Genomic DNA, 19,601 nt, shown 5'->3' with positions numbered 1-19,601 from the left:
TGAAGCGAGGGTCCGAGCATGTGTGAGTTACTGGGCATGAGTGCCAACGTGCCGACCGATATCGTATTCAGCTTCACCGGGCTGATGCAGCGCGGCGGCAAGACCGGACCGCATCGGGACGGCTGGGGCATCGCGTTCTATGAAGGTCGTGGCCTGCGCCTGTTCCAGGACCCGGCCGCCAGCAGCGAGTCGGAAGTGGCGAACCTGGTGCAGCGCTATCCCATCAAGAGCGAAGTGGTGATCGGGCACATCCGCCAGGCCAATGTCGGCAAGGTCTGCCTGTCCAACACCCACCCGTTCGTGCGTGAGTTGTGGGGCCGCAACTGGTGCTTCGCGCACAATGGTCAACTCGCCGATTTCCAGCCGGGCGCAAGCTTCTATCGTCCGGTGGGCGATACCGACAGCGAGGCGGCGTTCTGTGATTTGCTTAACCGCGTGCGCCAGGCGTTCCCGGAACCGGTGGTGGTGGAGCAACTGTTGCCGTCGTTGATCCAGGCCTGCACCGAATACCGCAGCAAGGGCGTGTTCAATTGCATGCTCAGTGATGGCGACTGGCTGTTCTGCTATTGCTCGACCAAACTGGCCCAGATTACCCGTCGCGCGCCGTTCGGCCCGGCGCGGCTCAAGGATGTCGACGTGATCGTGGATTTCCACGCCGAAACCACGCCCAACGACGTGGTCACGGTAATTGCCACCGAACCCTTGACCGAAAACGAAACCTGGACCCGCTACGAACCGGGCCAATGGAGCCTGTGGCGGCGCGGCGAATGCGTCAGCCACGGCCAGACCGAATAAGGACGTCATGATTATGTTGCTCAGTTATCTACGGCTGGTGTTGTTCGCGGTAGGCTTGCTGGTGGGGGTGCAGGTGCCTGGTTTCATCAGTGATTACGCCAAGCGGGTCGAGGCGCACCTGATCGAAGCGCAGACCGGGCTGCAAGGTTTCCAGGGCACCGCCAATCAGTTTTTCAAAGGCGACATGCAGGCGTTGGTGGCTCATTACCGTGCCAGCGAAGACCCGATCTTTCGCAGTGATGCCGACAGCCTGAACACCTTGCTCGTCCGTCAGCAGGCGTTGGACAAGCAATTCCAGGCGATGCAAGGTCCGTGGTACATCCGCTTGCTGCAAGTGGCGCTGGCCGCCGACCCGGAGATTCGCAAGGAAACCTGGAATGGCTACAGCTACCAGATCCTCCTGACCCCAGAGGCGATGATCTGGGGCCTCAGTGGCGCCATGTTGCTGTCGTTCGGCCTGGAGTGTCTGTTCCGCCTGATCGACTGGGTGGTGCTGGGCGGCAGGCGTCTGCGCCAGAGCCGACCGATTGAAGAGCGCGATTTGCGCGGGTTGTAATCGCTTGAATCAAAGGGCTTTGTTTGGACCGGCCAGGTGGCTTCTTGTGGCGAGGGAGTGGCCGCCGCGTCTGCGACGCTGCGCTGTCGCGCAGTGAACTAGGTCCTGTGGCGAGGGGATTTATCCCCGCAGGGCTGCGCAGCGGCCCTAAAGCAGTTAACTCAATCTTCCTGGCACACCGGTTTGCCTGGTTTGGGGGCTGCTGCGCAGCCCAGCGGGGATAAATCCCCTCGCCACAATAGCGTTGCGCCAGTCCATGTGTGACGAAGATCCGGTGTGGCGGTGAGCCTGCTCTGCCCTGAAGGGCAGAAAAAATCTTACTTGGAAAGCAACCGCATCCCTTCTTCCAGCCCTCGCAAGGTCAGCGGGAACATCCGGTCCTCCACCAGTTCGCGCACGATGTTGGTCGACGCGGTGTAGCCCCAGGTGTCCTTCGGGTAAGGATTGATCCAGATGAGCTTCTTGTACTTCTCCATGAAGCGCTGCATCCAGACATACCCCGGCTCTTCGTTCCAGTGCTCGACGCTGCCGCCGGCCTGGGTGATTTCATATGGGGCCATGGCGGCGTCACCGATGAAGATCACTTTGTAGTCGGCACCGTACTTGTGCAGCAAGTCTTGGGTCGAGGTGCGCTCCGAGGTGCGGCGCAGGTTGTTTTTCCACACTGATTCATAGACGAAGTTGTGGAAGTAGAAATACTCCAGGTGCTTGAACTCGGTCTTGCAGGCCGAGAACAGTTCTTCGCAGATTTTTACGTGGGCATCCATCGAGCCGCCGATGTCGAACAGCAACAGCAACTTGACGGTGTTGCGTCGTTCCGGGCGCATCTGGATATTCAGCAGGCCGGCGTCCCGGGCGGTATGGTCGATGGTGCCATCGATATCCAGCTCTTCGGCGGCCCCCTGGCGGGCAAACTTGCGCAGGCGGCGCAGGGCGACCTTGATATTACGGGTGCCCAGTTCCACCTGATCGTCCAGGTTCTTGTATTCGCGCTGGTCCCAGACCTTCACGGCTTTGCCCTGGCGCTTGCCGGCGTCGCCGACGCGAATGCCTTCGGGGTTGAACCCGCCGGAGCCGAACGGGCTGGTGCCGCCGGTGCCGATCCATTTGTTGCCGCCGGCATGGCGCTCCTTCTGTTCCTCCAGGCGCTTCTTGAATTCTTCGATCAGCTTGTCCAGGCCGCCCAGGGACTGGATCTGTGCCCGCTCTTCGTCGGACAGCGAGCGTTCGAATTCCTTGCGCAGCCAGTCTTCGGGAATCAGCGCCTGGAGATGATCATCGAGTTTCTCCAGGCCATTGAAGTAAGCGGCGAAGGCCCGGTCGAACTTGTCGAAATGCCGTTCATCCTTCACCAGGATCGCCCGGGACAGGTAATAAAACTCGTCCATGTCGGCGAAGATCACCCGCTGTTTCAGAGCGTTGATCAGGTCCAGCAGTTCACGCACCGACACCGGCACCTTGGCGGCGCGCATTTCATTGAACAGGTTAAGCAGCATGGCAATCGCCCTCGCTCTTGTTGAAACGAAGAGGGTTCAGCGGGTGCCACGGCGGCTCATGAACGCCAGGCGCTCGAGCAGTTGCACGTCCTGTTCGTTCTTGACCAGGGCGCCGGCCAGGGGCGGAATGGCCTTGGTCGGATCACGCTCACGCAGCACCGCTTCGCCGATGTTGTCGGCCATCAGCAGCTTGAGCCAGTCCACCAGTTCGGAGGTGGAAGGTTTTTTCTTCAGGCCCGGCACCTTGCGCACGTCGAAGAACACGTCCAGCGCTTCGCTGACCAGGTCTTTCTTGATGTCCGGGTAATGCACGTCGACGATTTTCTGCAGGGTGACGCGGTCGGGGAAGGCGATGTAGTGGAAGAAGCAACGGCGCAGGAAGGCGTCCGGCAGTTCCTTTTCGTTGTTGGAGGTAATGATGATGATCGGCCGCTGTTTGGCCTTGATGGTTTCATCGGTCTCGTAGACGTAGAACTCCATCTTGTCGAGTTCTTGCAGCAGGTCGTTAGGGAACTCGATGTCGGCCTTGTCGATCTCGTCGATCAGCAGAATCACCCGCTCTTCGGACTCGAACGCTTCCCAGAGCTTGCCCTTCTTCAGGTAGTTGCGCACGTCGTGAACCTTGTCCACGCCCAACTGCGAGTCCCGCAGGCGGCTGACCGCATCGTACTCGTACAGGCCTTGATGGGCCTTGGTGGTGGACTTGATGTGCCAGGTAATCAGGCGCGCACCGAAGGATTCAGCCAGTTGTTCGGCCAGCATGGTCTTGCCGGTGCCCGGTTCGCCCTTGACCAGCAAGGGACGCTCCAGGGTGATGGCGGCATTGACGGCCAGCTTCAGGTCATCGGTGGCCACGTAGGCGCTGGTGCCTTCGAACTTCATCTGCAGTTTCCTCGAACGTGTCGCCGGCCTGACGAGGCGGGGCGCGCGAAATAAATGTCGTGTCTGACTATAACGCGGCGCCCCGCCGACTGTGAACGCAGACGCTGTATTCAGTCTCTGAATGGGGCGTCACATGTTGACTCAGTCTTGTGGCGAGGGGATTTATCCCCGCTGGGCTGCGGAGCAGCCCTAAAGCAATGAACTCAATCTTCCTGGCACACCGAGTTGCCTGGTTTGGGGGCTGCTGCGCAGCCCAGCGGGGATAAATCCCCTCGCCACAGGACCTGTGCGACAGCGCGGCGTCAAAGACGCGGCGAGCACTCTCTGCCACAAAAAAGCCGCAAACACCCTAATCGGCCGACGGCGGCGGCTGCTCATACCGGGCATTGAAGGCCTGGACGAAACCGTTGCGCAGGATCTGCAGGAAGGCTTCGAAGGCGCTGATGTCCTGTTGATGGACATTGCCGCTGAGCTCCACCCGGGTGGCAAACTGGTTCTTGCGCTGGTTTTTCAGGGCCGTTTCGCCCGCGCCGACCAAGGCTTCCCAGACCGAACGGAAGATGTTCTTTTTTTCGTTTTCCACATCCTGCTGCCAGTCGAACACGTCAACGTCCCGCAACAGCGGTTTGATGTAGCCGCTGAGCCGGGCGTTCTCGGCTTCTGCCTCCACCACCAGGTCGCCATGGCCGGCATTGAAATCGAATTTGCCATAGGCCGCGGCGAAATCGTTGAGCCGCTTGAGTTCGATGTTGCTGGCGCGCAAACGGAAGTCGAAATCCTCGAAATCGCTCAACGGGTCGAAGGTCGCCTGCACCTCCAGCGGCGCATGTTCGGCCACCAGGGCTTTGCCCTCGAAGCGAGCGTCGCGCTTGCCTTCGGTGTCGACCACGTTGGTCAGGTTATAGAAGCTGGCATTGACGTCGATAGCCCGCAGGTTCACGGGCGGCTTGGAGTTGAAGTTGCGGAACGTCACCTTGCCGTCCCGGATCCGCACTTCGTTGAAGGTAATGGGCAGCAGCTTGCTCAGTTGCTCGCGCCAGTTGGTGCCCCGACCCGTCTGGGAGTTCTGCCGGTCGGCTCCGCCGTCGACGAAATTCACCTCGGGACGCACGAACTCCGCCTCGGCCACCACCGCATGGTCGTACCACAGCGAATGCCAGCTGACCGACAGGTCGATCAGTGGCGCCTCGACAAACGGCACCGGGACCTTGCCGTCGACCTTGACGATCTCCAGGCCGTTGATCCGGTAGGCCCCGCGCCAGAGCGCCAGGTCGACATCGGCCACCTGGCCGCGGTAGTCACCCATGTCGGCCAGTTTGTCGTTCAGGTAGTCGCGCACCAGGAGCGGCAAGGTGAAATGCAGGGCCACCAGCACCGCAACGATGGCGGCGAAAGTCCACAGTGGCCAGCTGTATCGACGCTTCATCTCAGTCAGTCTCCAGCGTTGTTAAACCATTGACTGTTGTAACAACTGGAACGTTCGGTGCAACTGGACGCCCATGGGCAACAGGCATACCTTTAAGCGCTAAATCCCCGCTGCATTAAGGACCCAGTCATGAGCCGCATATTCGCTGACAACGCCCATTCCATTGGCAATACGCCACTAGTGCAGATCAATCGCATTGCCCCGCGTGGCGTGACCATCCTGGCCAAGATCGAAGGGCGCAACCCAGGTTACTCGGTCAAGTGCCGGATCGGCGCAAGCATGATCTGGGACGCCGAAAGCTCGGGCAAGCTCAAGTCCGGCATGACCATTGTCGAGCCCACTTCGGGCAATACCGGTATCGGCCTGGCGTTCGTGGCCGCGGCCCGTGGCTATAAGCTGATGTTGACCATGCCGGCTTCCATGAGCATCGAGCGACGCAAGGTCCTCAAGGCCTTGGGCGCGGAGTTGGTGCTCACCGATCCGGCCAAGGGTATGAAAGGTGCCATCGAGAAGGCTGCCGAGATTCTGGCCAGCGACCCCGCCAAATACTTCATGCCGCAGCAGTTCGATAACCCGGCCAACCCGGCCATTCATGAAAAAACCACCGGCCCGGAAATCTGGAACGACACCGACGGCGCTGTGGACGTGCTGGTCGCGGGCGTTGGCACCGGCGGGACCATTACCGGGGTTTCGCGATACATCAAGAACACCTGCGGCAAACCGATCCTGTCGGTAGCGGTGGAACCTGTGGTTTCGCCGGTGATTACCCAGGCGATGGCGGGGGAGGAAATCAAGCCCAGCCCGCACAAGATCCAGGGGATCGGTGCCGGGTTCGTGCCGAAAAACCTCGATCTGTCGATCGTCGATCAGGTCGAACGGGTGACTGATGAAGAGTCCAAGGCCATGGCCCTGCGCTTGATGCAGGAGGAAGGCATCCTTTGCGGCATTTCCTGTGGCGCGGCGATGGCTGTGGCCGTGCGCCTGGCGCAAAAGCCGGAAATGCAGGGCAAGACCATCGTGGTGATCCTGCCGGATTCGGGCGAGCGCTACCTGTCGAGCATGTTGTTCAGCGACCTGTTTACCGAGCAGGAGACTCAGCAGTAATCGTGTCCCCCTGCGACTCGTGAGTGAACCTTATTGTGGTGGGGAGAGCTTTTGTGGGAGCAAGTTGTGGTGGGGGGAGCTTCTGTGGGAGCAAGGCTTGCCCGCGATGACCTATTGCGCCGCGCCGATGCCCTACCTTGCAGGCCCCTTCACCGCACTTGCTGCCGCCGCTGGTTTCAATACCAGCCACAGCGCCGCCGCAATCAACACCCCGCCATACAGGTGCGCCATCCCCAACGGCTCATCCAGCAGCAACGCCCCCCATAGCACGCCGAACGGGGGGATCAGGAAGGTCACGGTCATGGATTTGACCGGACCGATGGAGCTGAGCAACCGGAAGTAAAGAATGTACGCCAGCGCCGTACACACCAGGCCCAGTCCCAGCAGCGACAGCCAGACGCTCCAGCCACCCCAGCTGGCCGGCGGCTGGCTGATAACGCTGTAACCAAACAGTGGCAGCAAAAATACCGTGGCGCCGAACATGCTGCCCAGGGCCGCGAGACGACTGTCCAGCCCGCCTTGATGGTCGAGCCAGCGGCGGGTGAGGAACCCGGCGAAGCCGTAGCAGGTGGTGGCGAGCAGGCAGGCGAGGGCGCCCATCAGCAATTGCAGGTCGAAAGCCACCGGCCCCGCACCGGTCAGGATGCCGACGCCGAACAGCCCCAGGAATACGCCGCTGACCTTGGCCATGGTGAGTTTTTCGCTGAAGAACAACCCGCCGATCAACACCCCCATCAACGGTGTGGTGGCGTTGAAGATCGCCGAGTAACCGGCCGGCAGCACCTGGGCCGCCACCGAATAAAACGTTGCCGGAATGCCCGAGTTGATCAGGCCCAGCACCATCACGATTTTCAGCTTGCCGCGAAAATTCCAGTCGATACGCATCAATGCCAGGATCACCAGCAACCCGACAAAAGCGATGGAAACGCGAAAAAATGCAGTGGGGATTGTGCCAATGACAGGGGCGATAATGCGCATGAACAGGAAACTGGCTCCCCAGATGGCGGCCAATGACAGCAAACGCAGGATATCAACGGGGTTCACAGCGCATTCCTTCCTTGATCGGGTCGCAAGTGTCGCCCCGCTAAAGACCGATGGCAATGGTTGCGTTGCCGCGCGATTGGCCTCTAAGCTCAGTCGCCAATAACAAGCATGACCCGCCGAGGTTTACCCTATGCCGCAGCCATGGCCCGCCGCCGATATCGCCCGTTCGATCCTCGAAGGCTTTGACGATTACCGTGAGCATTTCCGGCAAATCACCGATGGCGCCCGCGCCCGGTTCGAGCAGGCCCGATGGCAGGAGGCGCAAGAGGCGTCGGCGGCGCGGATCAATTTGTACGAAGAAAAAGTCTTCGAAACCGTGGCCCATTTGCGCAAGGCCTTCGAAGCCGAGGCGCTGATGGATGTCAGTTGCTGGCCACTGGTCAAAAGCGCCTACATCAGCCTGATCGACCTGCGTTTCGACGATGAGCTGTCCGAGACCTGGTACAACTCGATTTTCTGCGGGTTGTTCAGTCATGACCTGATCAGCGACGGCACCATGTTCATCCATACCACCCGGCCCAGTCTGCGCCGCGCTCGCGCCGCCCAGACCCGTATCTACAAACCAGAGGGCCAGTTGGACCGGATGCTGGCGGCCATCTTCGCCGACTACCGTTTCAGCGAAGATTACGCCGACTTGCCGGGCGATTTGCAGCGCCTTGAAGCCCAGTTGCGGGAGAACCTGCCTGATTGGGTCTGCAAGGACCCACAACTGACGGTGGAATTGTTTTCGTCGGTGCTCTATCGCAACAAGGGCGCCTATCTGGTGGGCCGGATCTACACCCAGGATGACCAATGGCCATTGGTCATCCCGCTGCTGCACCGCGAAGGCCGGGGCATCCAGATCGACGCGCTGATCACCGACGAGGCGCAGGTGTCGATCATTTTCTCGTTCACCCGTTCGTACTTCATGGTGGACGTGCCGGTGCCGGCGGAATTCATCGGCTTTCTCAAGCGCATCCTGCCGGGCAAGCACATCGCTGAGCTGTACACCTCCATCGGTTTCTACAAGCACGGCAAATCCGAGTTCTACCGGGCGCTGATCAACCATCTGGCGAACACCGACGACCAGTTCATCATGGCCCCTGGCGTGCGCGGCATGGTCATGAGCGTATTCACCCTGCCGGGCTTCAACACCGTATTCAAGATCATCAAGGACCGCTTCTCGCCGTCGAAGAACGTCGACCGCGCGACCGTGATCGAAAAGTACCGGCTGGTGAAAAGCGTCGACCGGGTCGGGCGCATGGCCGATACCCAGGAGTTCGCTGATTTCCGTTTTCCCTTGAGCAAATTCGAACCGGCGTGCCTGGAGGAACTGCTGGACGTGGCGCCGTCCACGGTGTCGGTGGAAGGCGACACGGTATTGATTCGTCACTGCTGGACCGAGCGACGCATGACGCCGTTGAACCTCTACCTGGAAAACGCCAACCAGGACCAGGTGCGTGAGGCGCTGGAAGACTATGGTCTGGCGATCAAGCAACTGGCGGCGGCCAACATCTTCCCTGGCGATATGCTGCTCAAGAACTTCGGCGTGACCCGCCACGGTCGCGTGGTGTTCTACGACTACGACGAAATCTGCTTCCTCACCGAAGCCAACTTCCGTCACATCCCCCAGCCGCGGACCCCGGAAGACGAAATGGCCTCCGAGCCGTGGTATTCCATCGGGCCACTGGACGTTTTTCCCGAAGAATTCCCACCGTTCCTGTTCGCCGATGCGGGGCAACGCAAGCTGTTCGATCAACTGCACGGCGAGTTGTACAACGCCGATTACTGGAAGAGCCTGCAAGAGGCGATTCGCGCGGGCAAGGTGATCGACGTGTTCCCGTATCGGCGCAAAGACCTGGACAACGAATAACCCGGTAAGAGCGCCCTCAAAAAACCTGTGGGAGCAAAGCTTTGCTCGCGATACTGTCGCCTCGGTCCCTGGGAGACCGCGTCAACTTCATCGCGGGCAAGCCTTGCTCCCACATGTGCGCAAATCTGCGACAATCGCCCCCTGCTCAAACCGACGACCCTTGCGTACCTGATGACTGACCAAGCCCCCGCTATCGACAAGCTGCTGAAAAACCTCGACCACGCCATGCTCGCCGACCGTAACCGGTTGCGGCGTCAGTTGCTCGAGCTGCGCAAGAAACCCGACGAGGCCAGGCTGGCCCAGTGGGTGACGCGCATGCAAGCGTCGTGCGATCAGGTGTTGGCGCGCAAGGCCAGCCTGCCGGTCATTCGTTATGACGACAGCTTGCCGATCGCCGCCAAGCGTGACGAAATCAAGGACGCGTTGCTCAAGCACCAGGTGCTGATCATCGCCGGCGAAACCGGTTCGGGCAAAACCACGCAGTTGCCGAAAATCTGCCTGGAGATCGGTCGCGGCCAGCACGGTTTGATCGGCCATACCCAGCCGCGCCGCATCGCCGCACGCAGCGTGGCAAGCCGTGTCGCCGAAGAACTGGCCACACCCTTGGGCGCGCTGGTGGGTTACCAGGTGCGGTTCGAGGATCAGAGCGACGCCAACACCCTGATCAAGTTGATGACCGACGGCATCCTGCTGGCCGAGACCCAGAACGACCGTTACCTGGAACGCTATGACACGATCATCGTCGACGAGGCCCATGAGCGCAGCCTGAACATCGATTTTTTGCTCGGCTACCTCAAGACCCTACTGCCGCGCCGCCCGGACCTGAAAGTCATCATCACCTCGGCGACCATCGACCTGGAGCGTTTTTCCAAGCACTTCGATGATGCGCCGATCGTGGAGGTCTCGGGCCGCACCTTCCCGGTGGACACCTGGTATCGCCCGTTGACCCTGGAGCAGGACGAGGAGGGCAATCGGGTTGAGGACGACTTGACCGTCGACCAGGCGATCCTCGCCACGCTGGATGAAATCGCCGCTTATGAGCGCAGCGAACGCCGCAACCCCGGTGACGTGCTGGTGTTCCTGCCGGGCGAGCGGGAGATTCGCGACGCCGCGGAAATGCTGCGCAAGGCCCAGCTCAAGCACACCGAAATCCTGCCGTTGTATGCGCGGCTGTCGCCAGCCGAACAGCAGCGGATCTTCCAGTCCCACCCGGGCCGTCGCGTGGTGCTGGCGACCAACGTCGCCGAAACGTCGCTCACCGTGCCGGGCATTCGCTATGTGATTGACAGCGGCACCGCGCGCATCAGTCGCTACAGCTATCGCGCCAAGGTCCAGCGCCTGCCCATCGAAGCTATTTCCCAGGCCAGCGCCAACCAGCGCAAGGGCCGCTGCGGACGGGTCGAGCCGGGGATTTGTGTGCGGTTGTACAGCGAGGAAGATTTCCTCGGCCGGCCGGAATTCACCGATCCGGAGATTCTGCGCACCAACCTGGCGGCGGTCATCTTGCAGATGCTGCATCTGCGCCTGGGGGAGATCACCGATTTTCCGTTCATCGAACCGCCGGATGGCAAGGCCATCAGCGACGGTTTCAACCTGCTGCAAGAGCTGTCGGCGGTGGACCGCAACAGTCAGTTGACCCCGCTGGGCCGCCAGTTGGCGCGCTTGCCAGTGGACCCGCGCATGGGCCGTATGCTGCTGGAAGCGGCGAAGCTGGGCAGCTTGCAGGAAGTGCTGATCGTCGCCAGCGCCATGTCGATCCAGGACCCGCGCGAGCGTCCACCCGAGCGCCAACAGGCCGCCGACCAGGCCCACGCCCAGTGGAAAGACCCCGACTCGGACTTCGCCGGGCTGGTCAATCTGTGGCGCGGTTTCGAAGAGCAGCGCCAGGCCCTGACCGCCAGCCCGCTGCGCAACTGGTGTCGCAAGAACTTCCTCAACTACCTGCGCCTGCGCGAGTGGCGCGATTCCCATCGGCAGTTGAGCCTGATCTGCCGCGACATGCAGCTGAGCCTCAATAAAGAGCCGGCCGATTTCCCGAAACTGCACAAAGCGGTGCTTTCCGGCCTGCTGAGCCAGATCGGCCAGAAAACCGAAGACGGCGACTACCTCGGTGCCCGTCAACGACGGTTCTGGGTTCACCCCTCGTCGGGCCTGGGCAAGAAGCGTCCGCAATGGCTGATGACCGCCGAACTGGTGGAAACCACCAAGCTGTACGCGCGCATGGTGGCCAAGATCGAGCCGGACTGGATCGAACCGCTGGCCGGCCACCTGATCAAGAAAAACCACTTCGAACCCCATTGGGAGAAGAAGCGCGGGCAAGTGGTGGCGTATGAACAAATCACCCTGTTCGGGCTGATCGTGGTCGGTCGCCGGCCGGTGCATTACGGTCCGGTGGACCCGGTGGTGTCGCGGGAACTGTTCATTCGCGAGGCGCTGGTGCGCGGCGAGATCCAGTCCAGGGCCAAATGCCTGAGCGCCAATACCCAACTGCTGGAGCAACTCGACGAACTGGAGGCCAAGGCCCGGCGTCGCGACATTCTGGCAGACGAAGAAACCCTGTTCGCCTTCTACGATGCGCGCTTGCCGGCCGAGATCCACCAGACCGCGACGTTCGACAGCTGGTACCGGATCAACAGCCAGAAAGACCCGCAACTGCTGATCATGCGCGAAGAAGATGTGCTGGCCCGCGAGGCCAGTGAAGTCACTGCCGCGTACTACCCCGACACCTTGCGCGTCGGTGAGCTGACCTTGCCGCTGAGCTACCACTTCGAGCCCAACCATCCCCGCGACGGCGTGACCTTGCGCGTGCCGGCACCGCTGCTGCCCATGCTGCCGCCGGAGCGTCTGGAATGGCTGGTGCCGGGGATGATCGAAGCCAAATGCATCGCCCTGGTGCGTAACCTGCCCAAGGCTTTGCGCAAAAACTTCGTGCCAGTGCCGGATTTCGTCAAGGCCGCGCTGCAACGCATCACCTTCGCTGAGGGTTCGTTGCCGCAGTCTTTGGGCCGCGAACTGCTGCGCATGACCGGCGCGCGGGTCAGTGACGAAGCCTGGGCGCAAGCGGCGCAGCAGGTGGAAAGCCATCTGCGCATGAATCTGGAAATCGTCGACGGCCAGGGCAAGTTTCTCGGCGAAGGCCGTGACCTGGCCGAACTGACGGCGCGGTTTGCCGAAGCCAGCCAGGCCGCCTTGGCCGTGCCGCAGACGGCGAAAAGCCAGGCGCCGGTGGAGGCGAAAATCTTCGCCCCGGTGGCCGAGAAAACCCAACAGAAGATCGCCGGGCTGTCGATGACGGTGTACCCGGCGCTGGTGGAAGAGGGCGGTGTGGTCAAGGAAGGCCGCTTCCCGACCCCGGCTGAAGCCGAGTTCCAGCACCGTCGCGCCTTGCAGCGGCTGCTGATGCAGCAATTGGCTGAATCGGCCAAGTTCCTGCGCGGCAAACTGCCCGGGTTGACGGAGCTGGGCCTGCTGTATCGCGAACTGGGACGCATCGACAGCCTGGTGGAGGACATCCTGCTGGTCAGCCTCGACAGTTGTGTGCTGGAAGGCGAGCCGAGCCTGCCCCGTGATGGTGCCGCGCTGGCGTCCCTGGCCGAGCGCAAACGCGGCGGCTGGACCGAACACGCCGAACGCCTGGCGAAGTTGACCCTGGACATCCTCAAGCTCTGGCACGGCCTGCAGAAACGCTTCAAGGGCAAGATCGACCTGGCCCAGGCCGTCGCCCTGAACGACATCAAGCAGCAGCTCAGCCATCTGGTGTACCCGGGCTTTGTGCGCGAAACCCCGCATCAGTGGCTCAAGGAACTGCCACGCTACCTCAAGGCCATCGAGCAGCGCTTCGAGAAACTCGGCAGCCAGGTGCAGAAGGACCGGGTCTGGAGCGGTGAACTGTCGAATCTCTGGGCCCAGTACCAAGCGCGCGCCAGCAAACATACCCAGGAAGGCAAGCGCGACCCGCAACTGGAGCTGTACCGCTGGTGGCTGGAAGAGTACCGGGTCTCGCTGTTTGCCCAGCAACTGGGGACCAAGGTGCCGATTTCGGATAAGCGTTTGAGTAAGCAGTGGGGGCAGGTGGAGGCATAACACCTCAATCCCTGTGGGAGCGGGCTTGCTCGCGAAAGCGGTGGGTCAGCTTGCATGAATGTTGGATGTACAACCGCCTTCGCGAGCAAGCCCGCTCCCACAGGGTTTTGGGGCGTAAGTAACGGAAAATGGGCCAAACGCCAGCGTTTATGGCAAACTTCGCGCCTATAAATGCCGGTCCCGTGGTTTTGAGCTTCAATGGCCTCGGGCGGATCGGAATAAAGCGCTGCCAGGTCTGCTTCCCCTGGATGGGAAAAGACTCCTTGTGTGTTGGTACGTCGGTGCCAACGCTTTCTGCCTGAACAGATCAGAGACACGACCATGCATAACGTCGTCATCAGCGGCACCGGCCTGTACACCCCGGCCAACAGCATCTCCAATGAAGAGCTGGTGCAATCTTTCAATGCCTATGTCGAGCGGTTCAACGCCGACAACGCCGAGGCCATCGAGCGCGGTGAAGTCCAGGCATTGACCGAGTCCAGTGCGGGGTTCATCGAAAAAGCCTCCGGCATCAAGAGCCGCTTTGTCATGGACAAGGACGGTATTCTCGATCCGCAACGCATGACGCCGCGCCTGCCCGAGCGCTCCAACGACGAGTGGTCGGTGCTTTGCGAGATGGCCGTCGGTGCCGCGAAACAGGCCCTGGAACGTGCCGGCCGTACCGCCGCCGACATCGATGGCGTGATCGTCGCCTGTTCCAACCTGCAGCGGGCGTATCCGGCCATTGCCATTGAAGTCCAGGAAGCGCTGGGCATCGACGGTTTTGGTTACGACATGAACGTCGCCTGTTCTTCGGCGACATTCGGCATCCAGGCCGCGGCCAACAGCGTACAACTGGGTCAGGCCCGGGCGATCCTGATGGTCAATCCGGAAGTGTGCACCGGGCACCTGAATTTTCGCGATCGCGACAGCCACTTCATCTTCGGCGACGCGGCCACCGCCGTGATCATCGAGCGGGCGGACCAGGCGACCTCGCCGTATCAGTTCGACGTGGTCAGCACCAAGCTACTCACCAAGTTCTCCAACAACATCCGCAACAATTTCGGCTTCCTCAACCGTGCCGGGGAAGAGGGGATCGGCAGTCGTGACAAGCTGTTCGTCCAGGAAGGCCGCAAAGTTTTCCGCGATGTCTGCCCGATGGTGGCTGAGTTGATCGGCGTCCACCTGGAAGAAAATCAGCTGAACGTCAGTGAAGTGAAGCGCTTCTGGCTGCACCAGGCCAACCTGAGCATGAACCACCTGATCGTGCGCAAGCTGCTGGGCCGCGAAGCCACCGAAGAAGAAGCGCCAGTGATCCTCGATCGCTACGCCAACACCAGTTCGGCCGGTTCGGTGATTGCGTTTCACACCTACCAGGATGACTTGCCCAGCGGTTCGGTCGCCGTACTCAGCTCGTTCGGCGCCGGGTATTCAATTGGCAGCGTGATTCTGCGTAAGCACTGATTCACTTTGGCGGCCAGCGGATTTATTCCTGCTGGTCTGTGGTCTGTGGTCTGTGTGGTCTGTGTGGTCTGTGTGGTCTGTGTGGTCTGTGGGAGCAAAGCTTGCTCGCGATGCAGGCACCTCGGGCCACCCAGAAGACGGAGTCATCCTCATCGCGGGCAAGCCTTGCTCCCACAAGCTGCAACAACCGGGATCTATCCAGCAATAGGACGTTGAATGACGGTCACCGACGACACCCTTCTTCTCCAACGCCTACTGGCCGGTGAGCAACAAGCCTACAAGGAACTGGTCAGCACCTACCAGAGCCCGATGCGTGCCGTGGCCTACGCCATCGTGGGCAGTCGTCATGCCGATGAAGTGGTGCAGGACGCCTGGTTGTCAGTGGTGCGCAACCTCAACGGCTTCCAGGGCCGCTCCAGTCTCAAGACCTGGCTGCTGACCATCACCGCCAACGCCGCCAAGGGCCGCTACAAGCAGAACCGTCGGGAAGTGCTGCTCGATGATCTGCCGTCGCCTCACGGCACCCTGGGCGATGAACGTTTCGCCGCTGATGGCCATTGGCTGCTGGCGCCGTTCGCCTGGCACCAGGACACACCGGAGGCGCTGCTCACGATGGGCGAACTGCGCGATTGCCTTGAACACACGCTGCTCAGCCTGTCGCAACTGCAAAGCAGTGTCTTGACCTTGCGTGAGCGTCAGGGCCTGGAATTGGAGGAAATCTGTAATCTTCTGGACATCTCGCTCTCCAACGTACGTGTGCTGTTGCATCGGGCACGGCTGAAGGTCTTTGCAACCGTGGAACATTTCGAGGAAACCGGCGAATGCTGACCTGCAAGGAACAAGTGGCACGCTCCAGCGATTTTCTCGACGGCCAACTGAGTCTCCGTGAGCGCTTGATGATGCGTCATCATCTGATGTTCTGTGCCAAATGCCGGCGTTTCATCCGCCAGATGCGCCTGATGCAGGCGACCCTCAAAAAACTGCCGCAACCACCGATTCCCGACCTGGATCACCTGGCCGAGAAACTCGCGGTCGAGCGCCGCAAAAATATTCGCTGAGTCCCAGACACCCTTACGCCCTGTGGGAGCGAGTCTGCTCGCGATAGCATTGCTTCAGTCAACATCAATGCTGGCTGATTCACCGCTATCGCGAGCAAGGCTCGCTCCCACAGGTTCTGCGACGCCTTCTGTCGCATCGGTTATTCCCTTTCGAAGTAAAAAGTTCCCCTGTCATAAAATCTTTATCTGATAGCAACTGCGCTGACATAACCCATCGCCAAGATCCCCTCCAACACCAGCGGGCTCAGTTCCGCGTGTTTTCTAACGGCATAGACTACCAACAGGGGAATTCTTCGATGATCCGCAAGCACTTCGCAGGTGTTGCCGCCAGCGCACTGGCAATGGCAGTAACCGCCCAGGCTTTCGCCGGCACCGTCACTACCGATGGCGCCGATATCGTGGTCAAAACCAAGGGCGGCCTTGAGGTCGCTACCACCGACAAAGAGTTCAGCTTCAAGCTTGGCGGTCGTTTGCAGGCTGACTACAGCCAGTTCGACGGTCTCTACACCGACAATGGCAATTCGGCCGACGCCGCTTACTTTCGTCGCGCTTTCCTGGAACTGTCCGGTGTGTTGTACACGGATTGGGCCTACACCATCAGCTACGACTTCTCTCATAACGCCGGCAGTTCAGACGACGGTTACTTTGATGAAGCGTCCATGGCCTATAACGGCTTCAAGCCGGTCTCGATCAAATTCGGTCGTTTCGACCCGGATTTCGGCCTGGAAAAAGCCACCAGTTCCAAGTGGGTAACCGCGCCGGAGCGTAACGCCGCCTACGACCTGATCGACTGGGCCAACGGCCATCAGAACGGTCTGGGCCTGCAAGCGTCCAGCACCTTCGCCGATTCGTTCTATGCCTCCGCTGGCGTATTCGCCAAGGATAACAACGACACCGACGGCGACAGCGTCAAACAGGTTAACGGTCGCTTCGTATTCGCGCCGATGCACGACTCCGGCAACGTCCTGCACTTCGGTGTGAACGTCGCTTCCCGTGACGTTTCTGACACCGTATTCGATGCGCGTTATCGTTCCCGCCTGGGCATGCGTGGCGTCGAAACATTGGGTGGCAACGATGCCGGCCCTAACGGCAACCGTCCGTTGCTGGGTGGTGCCAACAACTCGCCGGCCGGCTCGTACGACACCGACACCGCGTTCGGTCTGGAAGCCGCTTTTGCCATGGGCCCGGCCTCGATCCAGGGTGAATACATCTCCCGCAAAACCAAGGCCGACGACAGCGCCTTTGAAGACATCAAAGGTCACGGCTTTTATGTCCAGGGCGCCTACACCCTCACCGGTGAGTCCCGTGGTTATAAGATCGGCAAGTTCGACGCGATCAAGCCCGCCAACAAGTCCATCGGCGCTTGGGAAGTGTTCTATCGCTACGACAGCATGACTGTTGAAGACGACAACATCACCACTGCCTCGGCGACCCGTGACGTGGGCGATGCCGACGCCAAGGTGCACAACCTGGGTGTGAACTGGTACGCCAACGAGGCGGTGAAAATCTCCGCCGCTTACGTCAAGGCCAAGACCGACAACGTGACCAATGCTAACGGCGACGACGATGGCGACGGTTTTGTCATGCGCGCCCAGTACGTGTTCTAAGTCGTGCTGACTTGATACAAAGCTTCATCTTTCATCCGTTATAGCTCCTTTGAACCCCGCCTCTGGCGGGGTTTTTTTTACGCCCGTCCGGTCAGGATCGGCGATACTCGCCCCATCCGCATTCTGGATATCGGGGAATTGCATGCCGCTACACGTTCTGGACAGCCTGTCCGCCATCGCGCCGCAAGAGTGGGACGCACTGGTGCCTGCCAATCAACCCTTCCTGCGCCACGCCTTCCTCACGGCCCTGCAAGACAGTGGCAGCCTGGGGCCGCAATCCGGCTGGCAGGCCGAGCATCTGCTGCATATTGAAGACGGTCGTGTGCTGGCGGCTCTGCCCAGTTATCGCAAGTGGCACTCCTACGGCGAATACGTGTTCGACCACGCCTGGGCCGACGCCTGCGCCCGGGCCGGGATCGACTATTACCCCAAGCTGTTGACGGCGGTGCCGTTCAGCCCGGTCAGTGGCCCACGGCTGCTGGCGGCGAGTGGGGAAGACGGGCTGGAGTTGCTTGGCAGCCTGCCGGGTTATCTGGAAATCGAATCGCTCTCCAGCGCCCACATCAACTTCACCGATGCCTTCACCGACGCAGCGTTGGCCGGGCAACCGGGCTGGCTGCAGCGGATCGGTTGCCAATACCACTGGCAGAATCGCGGTTATCGGGACTTTCAGGATTTTCTCGACGCGCTCAGTTCCCGCAAGCGCAAGCAGATGCGCAAGGAGCGTGAGCAAGTGGCGGGGCAGGGCATCGAGTTCCAATGGCTGGAAGGTCATCAACTGGATCAGGCGCAATGGGATTTTGTCTACGCCTGTTACGCCAACACTTACGCGGTGCGTCGGCAAGCGCCGTACCTGACCCGGACGTTTTTCAGTCTGCTGGCCGAGCGCATGCCCGAGGCCATTCGCGTGGTGTTGGCCAAGCAAGGTTCACGGCCGGTGGCGATGGCGTTCAGCCTGGTGGGCGGCGACAGTTTTTATGGGCGTTACTGGGGTTGTCTGGCGGAATTCGACCGTTTGCACTTCGAGACCTGTTTCTATCAAGGCATGGACTACGCGATTGCCAACGGCTTGCAGCGTTTCGATGCCGGTGCCCAGGGCGAGCACAAATTGATTCGCGGTTTCGAGCCGGTGATCACCCGTTCCTGGCACTACTTGCGCCATCCTGGCCTGAAGGCGGCGGTTGCAGACTTTCTGGTCCGCGAGCATGAGGGCGTGCTGGCGTATGCCGAAGAGGCGAAGACCGCACTGCCTTATCGGCAGTGCTGATCTTCGCCGGCGTGACTCAGCTGTTTTCCTTGCCCAGCCAGCGGTAAGAAACACCGCCGACGATGGCGCCCAGCAGCGGTGCCACCCAGAACAGCCACAATTGCTCGAGGGCCCAGCCGCCGACGATCAGTGCCGGGCCGGTACTGCGGGCCGGGTTGACGGAGGTGTTGGTGACCGGAATCGAGATCAGGTGAATGAGCGTCAGGGCCAGGCCGATGGCAATCGGTGCCAGCCCGGCTGGCGCACGTTTATCGGTGGCGCCGAGGATGATCAGGATGAACATTGCCGTCATGACCAACTCGGTCACAAAACCGGCCACCATGGAGTACTGACCGGGCGAATGTTCGCCGTAACCGTTCGCTGCCAGGCCGGAAGCGGCCAGGTCAAAGCCTTCCTTGCCGCTGGCGATGAAGTAGATCAACGCGGCGGCAAGCACCCCACCCACGAGCTGGGCGATGATGTAGGCAGGCAATTCCCTGGCCGGAAACCGCCCGCCCACGTACAACCCCACCGACACGGCCGGGTTCAGGTGGCAACCCGAGATATGGCCGATGGCGAACGCCATGGTCAACACCGTCAGACCGAACGCCAGGGCAACCCCCAGCACGCCAATCCCGGAAGCGGCCAATACCGCGCTGCCGCAGCCGCCTAATACGAGCCAGAACGTACCCAACAACTCAGTCGTTGAACGTTTGAGTAAAGACATAAGCATCCTTGATAAAACAGTCGTGATAATCGGTTATGCATCCAGCAGAATTACGACAGGTTCATCTCCAGAACCTGGGCTGAGTACAGCAGGATTTTGCGAAGAATCCAGCGGCATAAAAAAACCGCCAGCGTCATGGACGGTGGCGGTTTCGGCCGTGGTCGGTTGGAAGTATGCGGCTGTGGTGCAGGGTCAATGGATGCTGGACAGATTTTTTCAGAATGGCGCTCGGACGCTGGGCTGTGGGAGCAAAGCTTGCTCCCACATGGGGCCCGAGTGCTC

The 19,601-nt window shown here is 60.7% G+C and carries 15 protein-coding genes; 10 read left to right on the top strand and 5 right to left on the bottom strand.

The window, feature by feature from the left end:
- Positions 1-18 precede the first annotated feature (18 nt).
- Positions 19-795 carry a class II glutamine amidotransferase gene (locus PSH57_RS21380; RefSeq protein ID WP_305385383.1) on the top strand — a complete coding sequence of 259 codons (777 nt, stop codon included), beginning with the start codon at positions 19-21 and terminating at the stop codon, positions 793-795.
- A 13-nt stretch (positions 796-808) separates the two neighbouring features.
- The gene (locus tag PSH57_RS21375; RefSeq protein ID WP_305416078.1) at positions 809-1,351 is read left to right on the top strand and encodes a DUF2937 family protein; all 543 of its coding nucleotides are present in this window, start codon (positions 809-811) and stop codon (positions 1,349-1,351) included.
- Positions 1,352-1,668: 317 nt separating this feature from the next.
- Here PSH57_RS21375 and PSH57_RS21370 read toward each other — a convergent pair whose 3' ends face one another.
- From PSH57_RS21370 to PSH57_RS21360, 3 genes are all read right to left on the bottom strand, one after another.
- On the bottom strand, positions 1,669-2,847 hold the full coding sequence (locus tag PSH57_RS21370; RefSeq protein ID WP_305416076.1) for a vWA domain-containing protein: 1,179 nt from the start codon (positions 2,845-2,847) through the stop codon (positions 1,669-1,671).
- A gap of 36 nt (positions 2,848-2,883) precedes the next feature.
- Positions 2,884-3,729 (bottom strand): AAA family ATPase, encoded by an 846-nt coding sequence (locus PSH57_RS21365; RefSeq protein WP_003184225.1) that lies wholly within the window; start codon positions 3,727-3,729, stop codon positions 2,884-2,886.
- Positions 3,730-4,078: 349 nt separating this feature from the next.
- Positions 4,079-5,155, bottom strand: a complete 1,077-nt coding sequence (locus tag PSH57_RS21360; protein ID WP_305385382.1) for a DUF748 domain-containing protein — start codon at positions 5,153-5,155, stop codon at positions 4,079-4,081.
- 129 nt (positions 5,156-5,284) lie between these two features.
- On the opposite strand from PSH57_RS21360, the gene cysK reads away from it, so the two are divergent.
- Entirely contained in the window at positions 5,285-6,259 is a 975-nt protein-coding gene (cysK, locus tag PSH57_RS21355; RefSeq protein ID WP_305385379.1) for a cysteine synthase A, read from the top strand.
- Positions 6,260-6,391: 132 nt separating this feature from the next.
- On the opposite strand, the gene PSH57_RS21350 is transcribed toward cysK, so the two are convergent.
- Entirely contained in the window at positions 6,392-7,303 is a 912-nt protein-coding gene (locus PSH57_RS21350) for a DMT family transporter (RefSeq protein ID WP_305385377.1), read from the bottom strand.
- A 130-nt stretch (positions 7,304-7,433) separates the two neighbouring features.
- Here PSH57_RS21350 and aceK point away from each other — a divergent pair, with 130 nt between their 5' ends.
- From aceK to PSH57_RS21315, 7 genes are all read left to right on the top strand, one after another.
- Positions 7,434-9,155 (top strand): bifunctional isocitrate dehydrogenase kinase/phosphatase, encoded by a 1,722-nt coding sequence (gene aceK / locus PSH57_RS21345; protein ID WP_305385375.1) that lies wholly within the window; start codon positions 7,434-7,436, stop codon positions 9,153-9,155.
- A 171-nt stretch (positions 9,156-9,326) separates the two neighbouring features.
- Positions 9,327-13,238, top strand: a complete 3,912-nt coding sequence (gene hrpA / locus PSH57_RS21340; protein ID WP_305416073.1) for an ATP-dependent RNA helicase HrpA — start codon at positions 9,327-9,329, stop codon at positions 13,236-13,238.
- Between the two features lie 321 nt (positions 13,239-13,559).
- Entirely contained in the window at positions 13,560-14,681 is a 1,122-nt protein-coding gene (locus PSH57_RS21335; RefSeq protein ID WP_305385373.1) for a beta-ketoacyl-ACP synthase III, read from the top strand.
- 216 nt (positions 14,682-14,897) lie between these two features.
- Positions 14,898-15,509: an RNA polymerase sigma factor gene (locus tag PSH57_RS21330; protein WP_305385372.1), complete on the top strand. Its 612-nt coding sequence runs from the start codon at positions 14,898-14,900 to the stop codon at positions 15,507-15,509.
- The gene (locus PSH57_RS21325; protein ID WP_305385371.1) at positions 15,503-15,739 is read left to right on the top strand and encodes an anti-sigma factor family protein; all 237 of its coding nucleotides are present in this window, start codon (positions 15,503-15,505) and stop codon (positions 15,737-15,739) included. The genes PSH57_RS21330 and PSH57_RS21325 overlap by 7 nt, the downstream gene beginning before the upstream one ends.
- Before the next feature lie 296 nt (positions 15,740-16,035).
- Positions 16,036-17,346, top strand: a complete 1,311-nt coding sequence (locus PSH57_RS21320) for an OprO/OprP family phosphate-selective porin (RefSeq protein ID WP_305385369.1) — start codon at positions 16,036-16,038, stop codon at positions 17,344-17,346.
- Positions 17,347-17,488: 142 nt separating this feature from the next.
- Positions 17,489-18,613 carry a GNAT family N-acetyltransferase gene (locus PSH57_RS21315; RefSeq protein ID WP_305385367.1) on the top strand — a complete coding sequence of 375 codons (1,125 nt, stop codon included), beginning with the start codon at positions 17,489-17,491 and terminating at the stop codon, positions 18,611-18,613.
- A gap of 16 nt (positions 18,614-18,629) precedes the next feature.
- Here the strand turns inward: PSH57_RS21315 and aqpZ are convergent, their stop codons facing one another.
- Complete coding sequence (gene aqpZ / locus PSH57_RS21310) at positions 18,630-19,319, bottom strand: aquaporin Z (RefSeq protein WP_305385365.1); 690 nt, start codon at positions 19,317-19,319, stop codon at positions 18,630-18,632.
- Positions 19,320-19,601 lie beyond the last annotated feature (282 nt).

The sequence above is a fragment of the Pseudomonas hefeiensis genome (assembly GCF_030687835.1).
Classification (GTDB): Bacteria; Pseudomonadota; Gammaproteobacteria; order Pseudomonadales; family Pseudomonadaceae; genus Aquipseudomonas; species Aquipseudomonas hefeiensis.
This window is presented reverse-complemented; position numbering and strand designations above follow the sequence as displayed.

What these genes read in the sequence shown, in the direction of transcription:
- hrpA (WP_305416073.1), top strand. Translation starts at nt 9,327, where the DNA reads ATGACTGACCAAGCCCCCGCTATCGACAAGCTGCTGAAAAACCTCGAC.
- PSH57_RS21380 (WP_305385383.1), top strand. Translation starts at nt 19, where the DNA reads ATGTGTGAGTTACTGGGCATGAGTGCCAACGTGCCGACCGATATCGTA.
- aqpZ (WP_305385365.1), bottom strand. Translation starts at nt 19,319, where the DNA reads ATGTCTTTACTCAAACGTTCAACGACTGAGTTGTTGGGTACGTTCTGG.
- PSH57_RS21360 (WP_305385382.1), bottom strand. Translation starts at nt 5,155, where the DNA reads ATGAAGCGTCGATACAGCTGGCCACTGTGGACTTTCGCCGCCATCGTT.
- PSH57_RS21365 (WP_003184225.1), bottom strand. Translation starts at nt 3,729, where the DNA reads ATGAAGTTCGAAGGCACCAGCGCCTACGTGGCCACCGATGACCTGAAG.
- PSH57_RS21370 (WP_305416076.1), bottom strand. Translation starts at nt 2,847, where the DNA reads ATGCTGCTTAACCTGTTCAATGAAATGCGCGCCGCCAAGGTGCCGGTG.
- PSH57_RS21330 (WP_305385372.1), top strand. Translation starts at nt 14,898, where the DNA reads ATGACGGTCACCGACGACACCCTTCTTCTCCAACGCCTACTGGCCGGT.
- PSH57_RS21320 (WP_305385369.1), top strand. Translation starts at nt 16,036, where the DNA reads ATGATCCGCAAGCACTTCGCAGGTGTTGCCGCCAGCGCACTGGCAATG.
- PSH57_RS21325 (WP_305385371.1), top strand. Translation starts at nt 15,503, where the DNA reads ATGCTGACCTGCAAGGAACAAGTGGCACGCTCCAGCGATTTTCTCGAC.
- aceK (WP_305385375.1), top strand. Translation starts at nt 7,434, where the DNA reads ATGCCGCAGCCATGGCCCGCCGCCGATATCGCCCGTTCGATCCTCGAA.
- cysK (WP_305385379.1), top strand. Translation starts at nt 5,285, where the DNA reads ATGAGCCGCATATTCGCTGACAACGCCCATTCCATTGGCAATACGCCA.
- PSH57_RS21335 (WP_305385373.1), top strand. Translation starts at nt 13,560, where the DNA reads ATGCATAACGTCGTCATCAGCGGCACCGGCCTGTACACCCCGGCCAAC.
- PSH57_RS21375 (WP_305416078.1), top strand. Translation starts at nt 809, where the DNA reads ATGTTGCTCAGTTATCTACGGCTGGTGTTGTTCGCGGTAGGCTTGCTG.
- PSH57_RS21315 (WP_305385367.1), top strand. Translation starts at nt 17,489, where the DNA reads ATGCCGCTACACGTTCTGGACAGCCTGTCCGCCATCGCGCCGCAAGAG.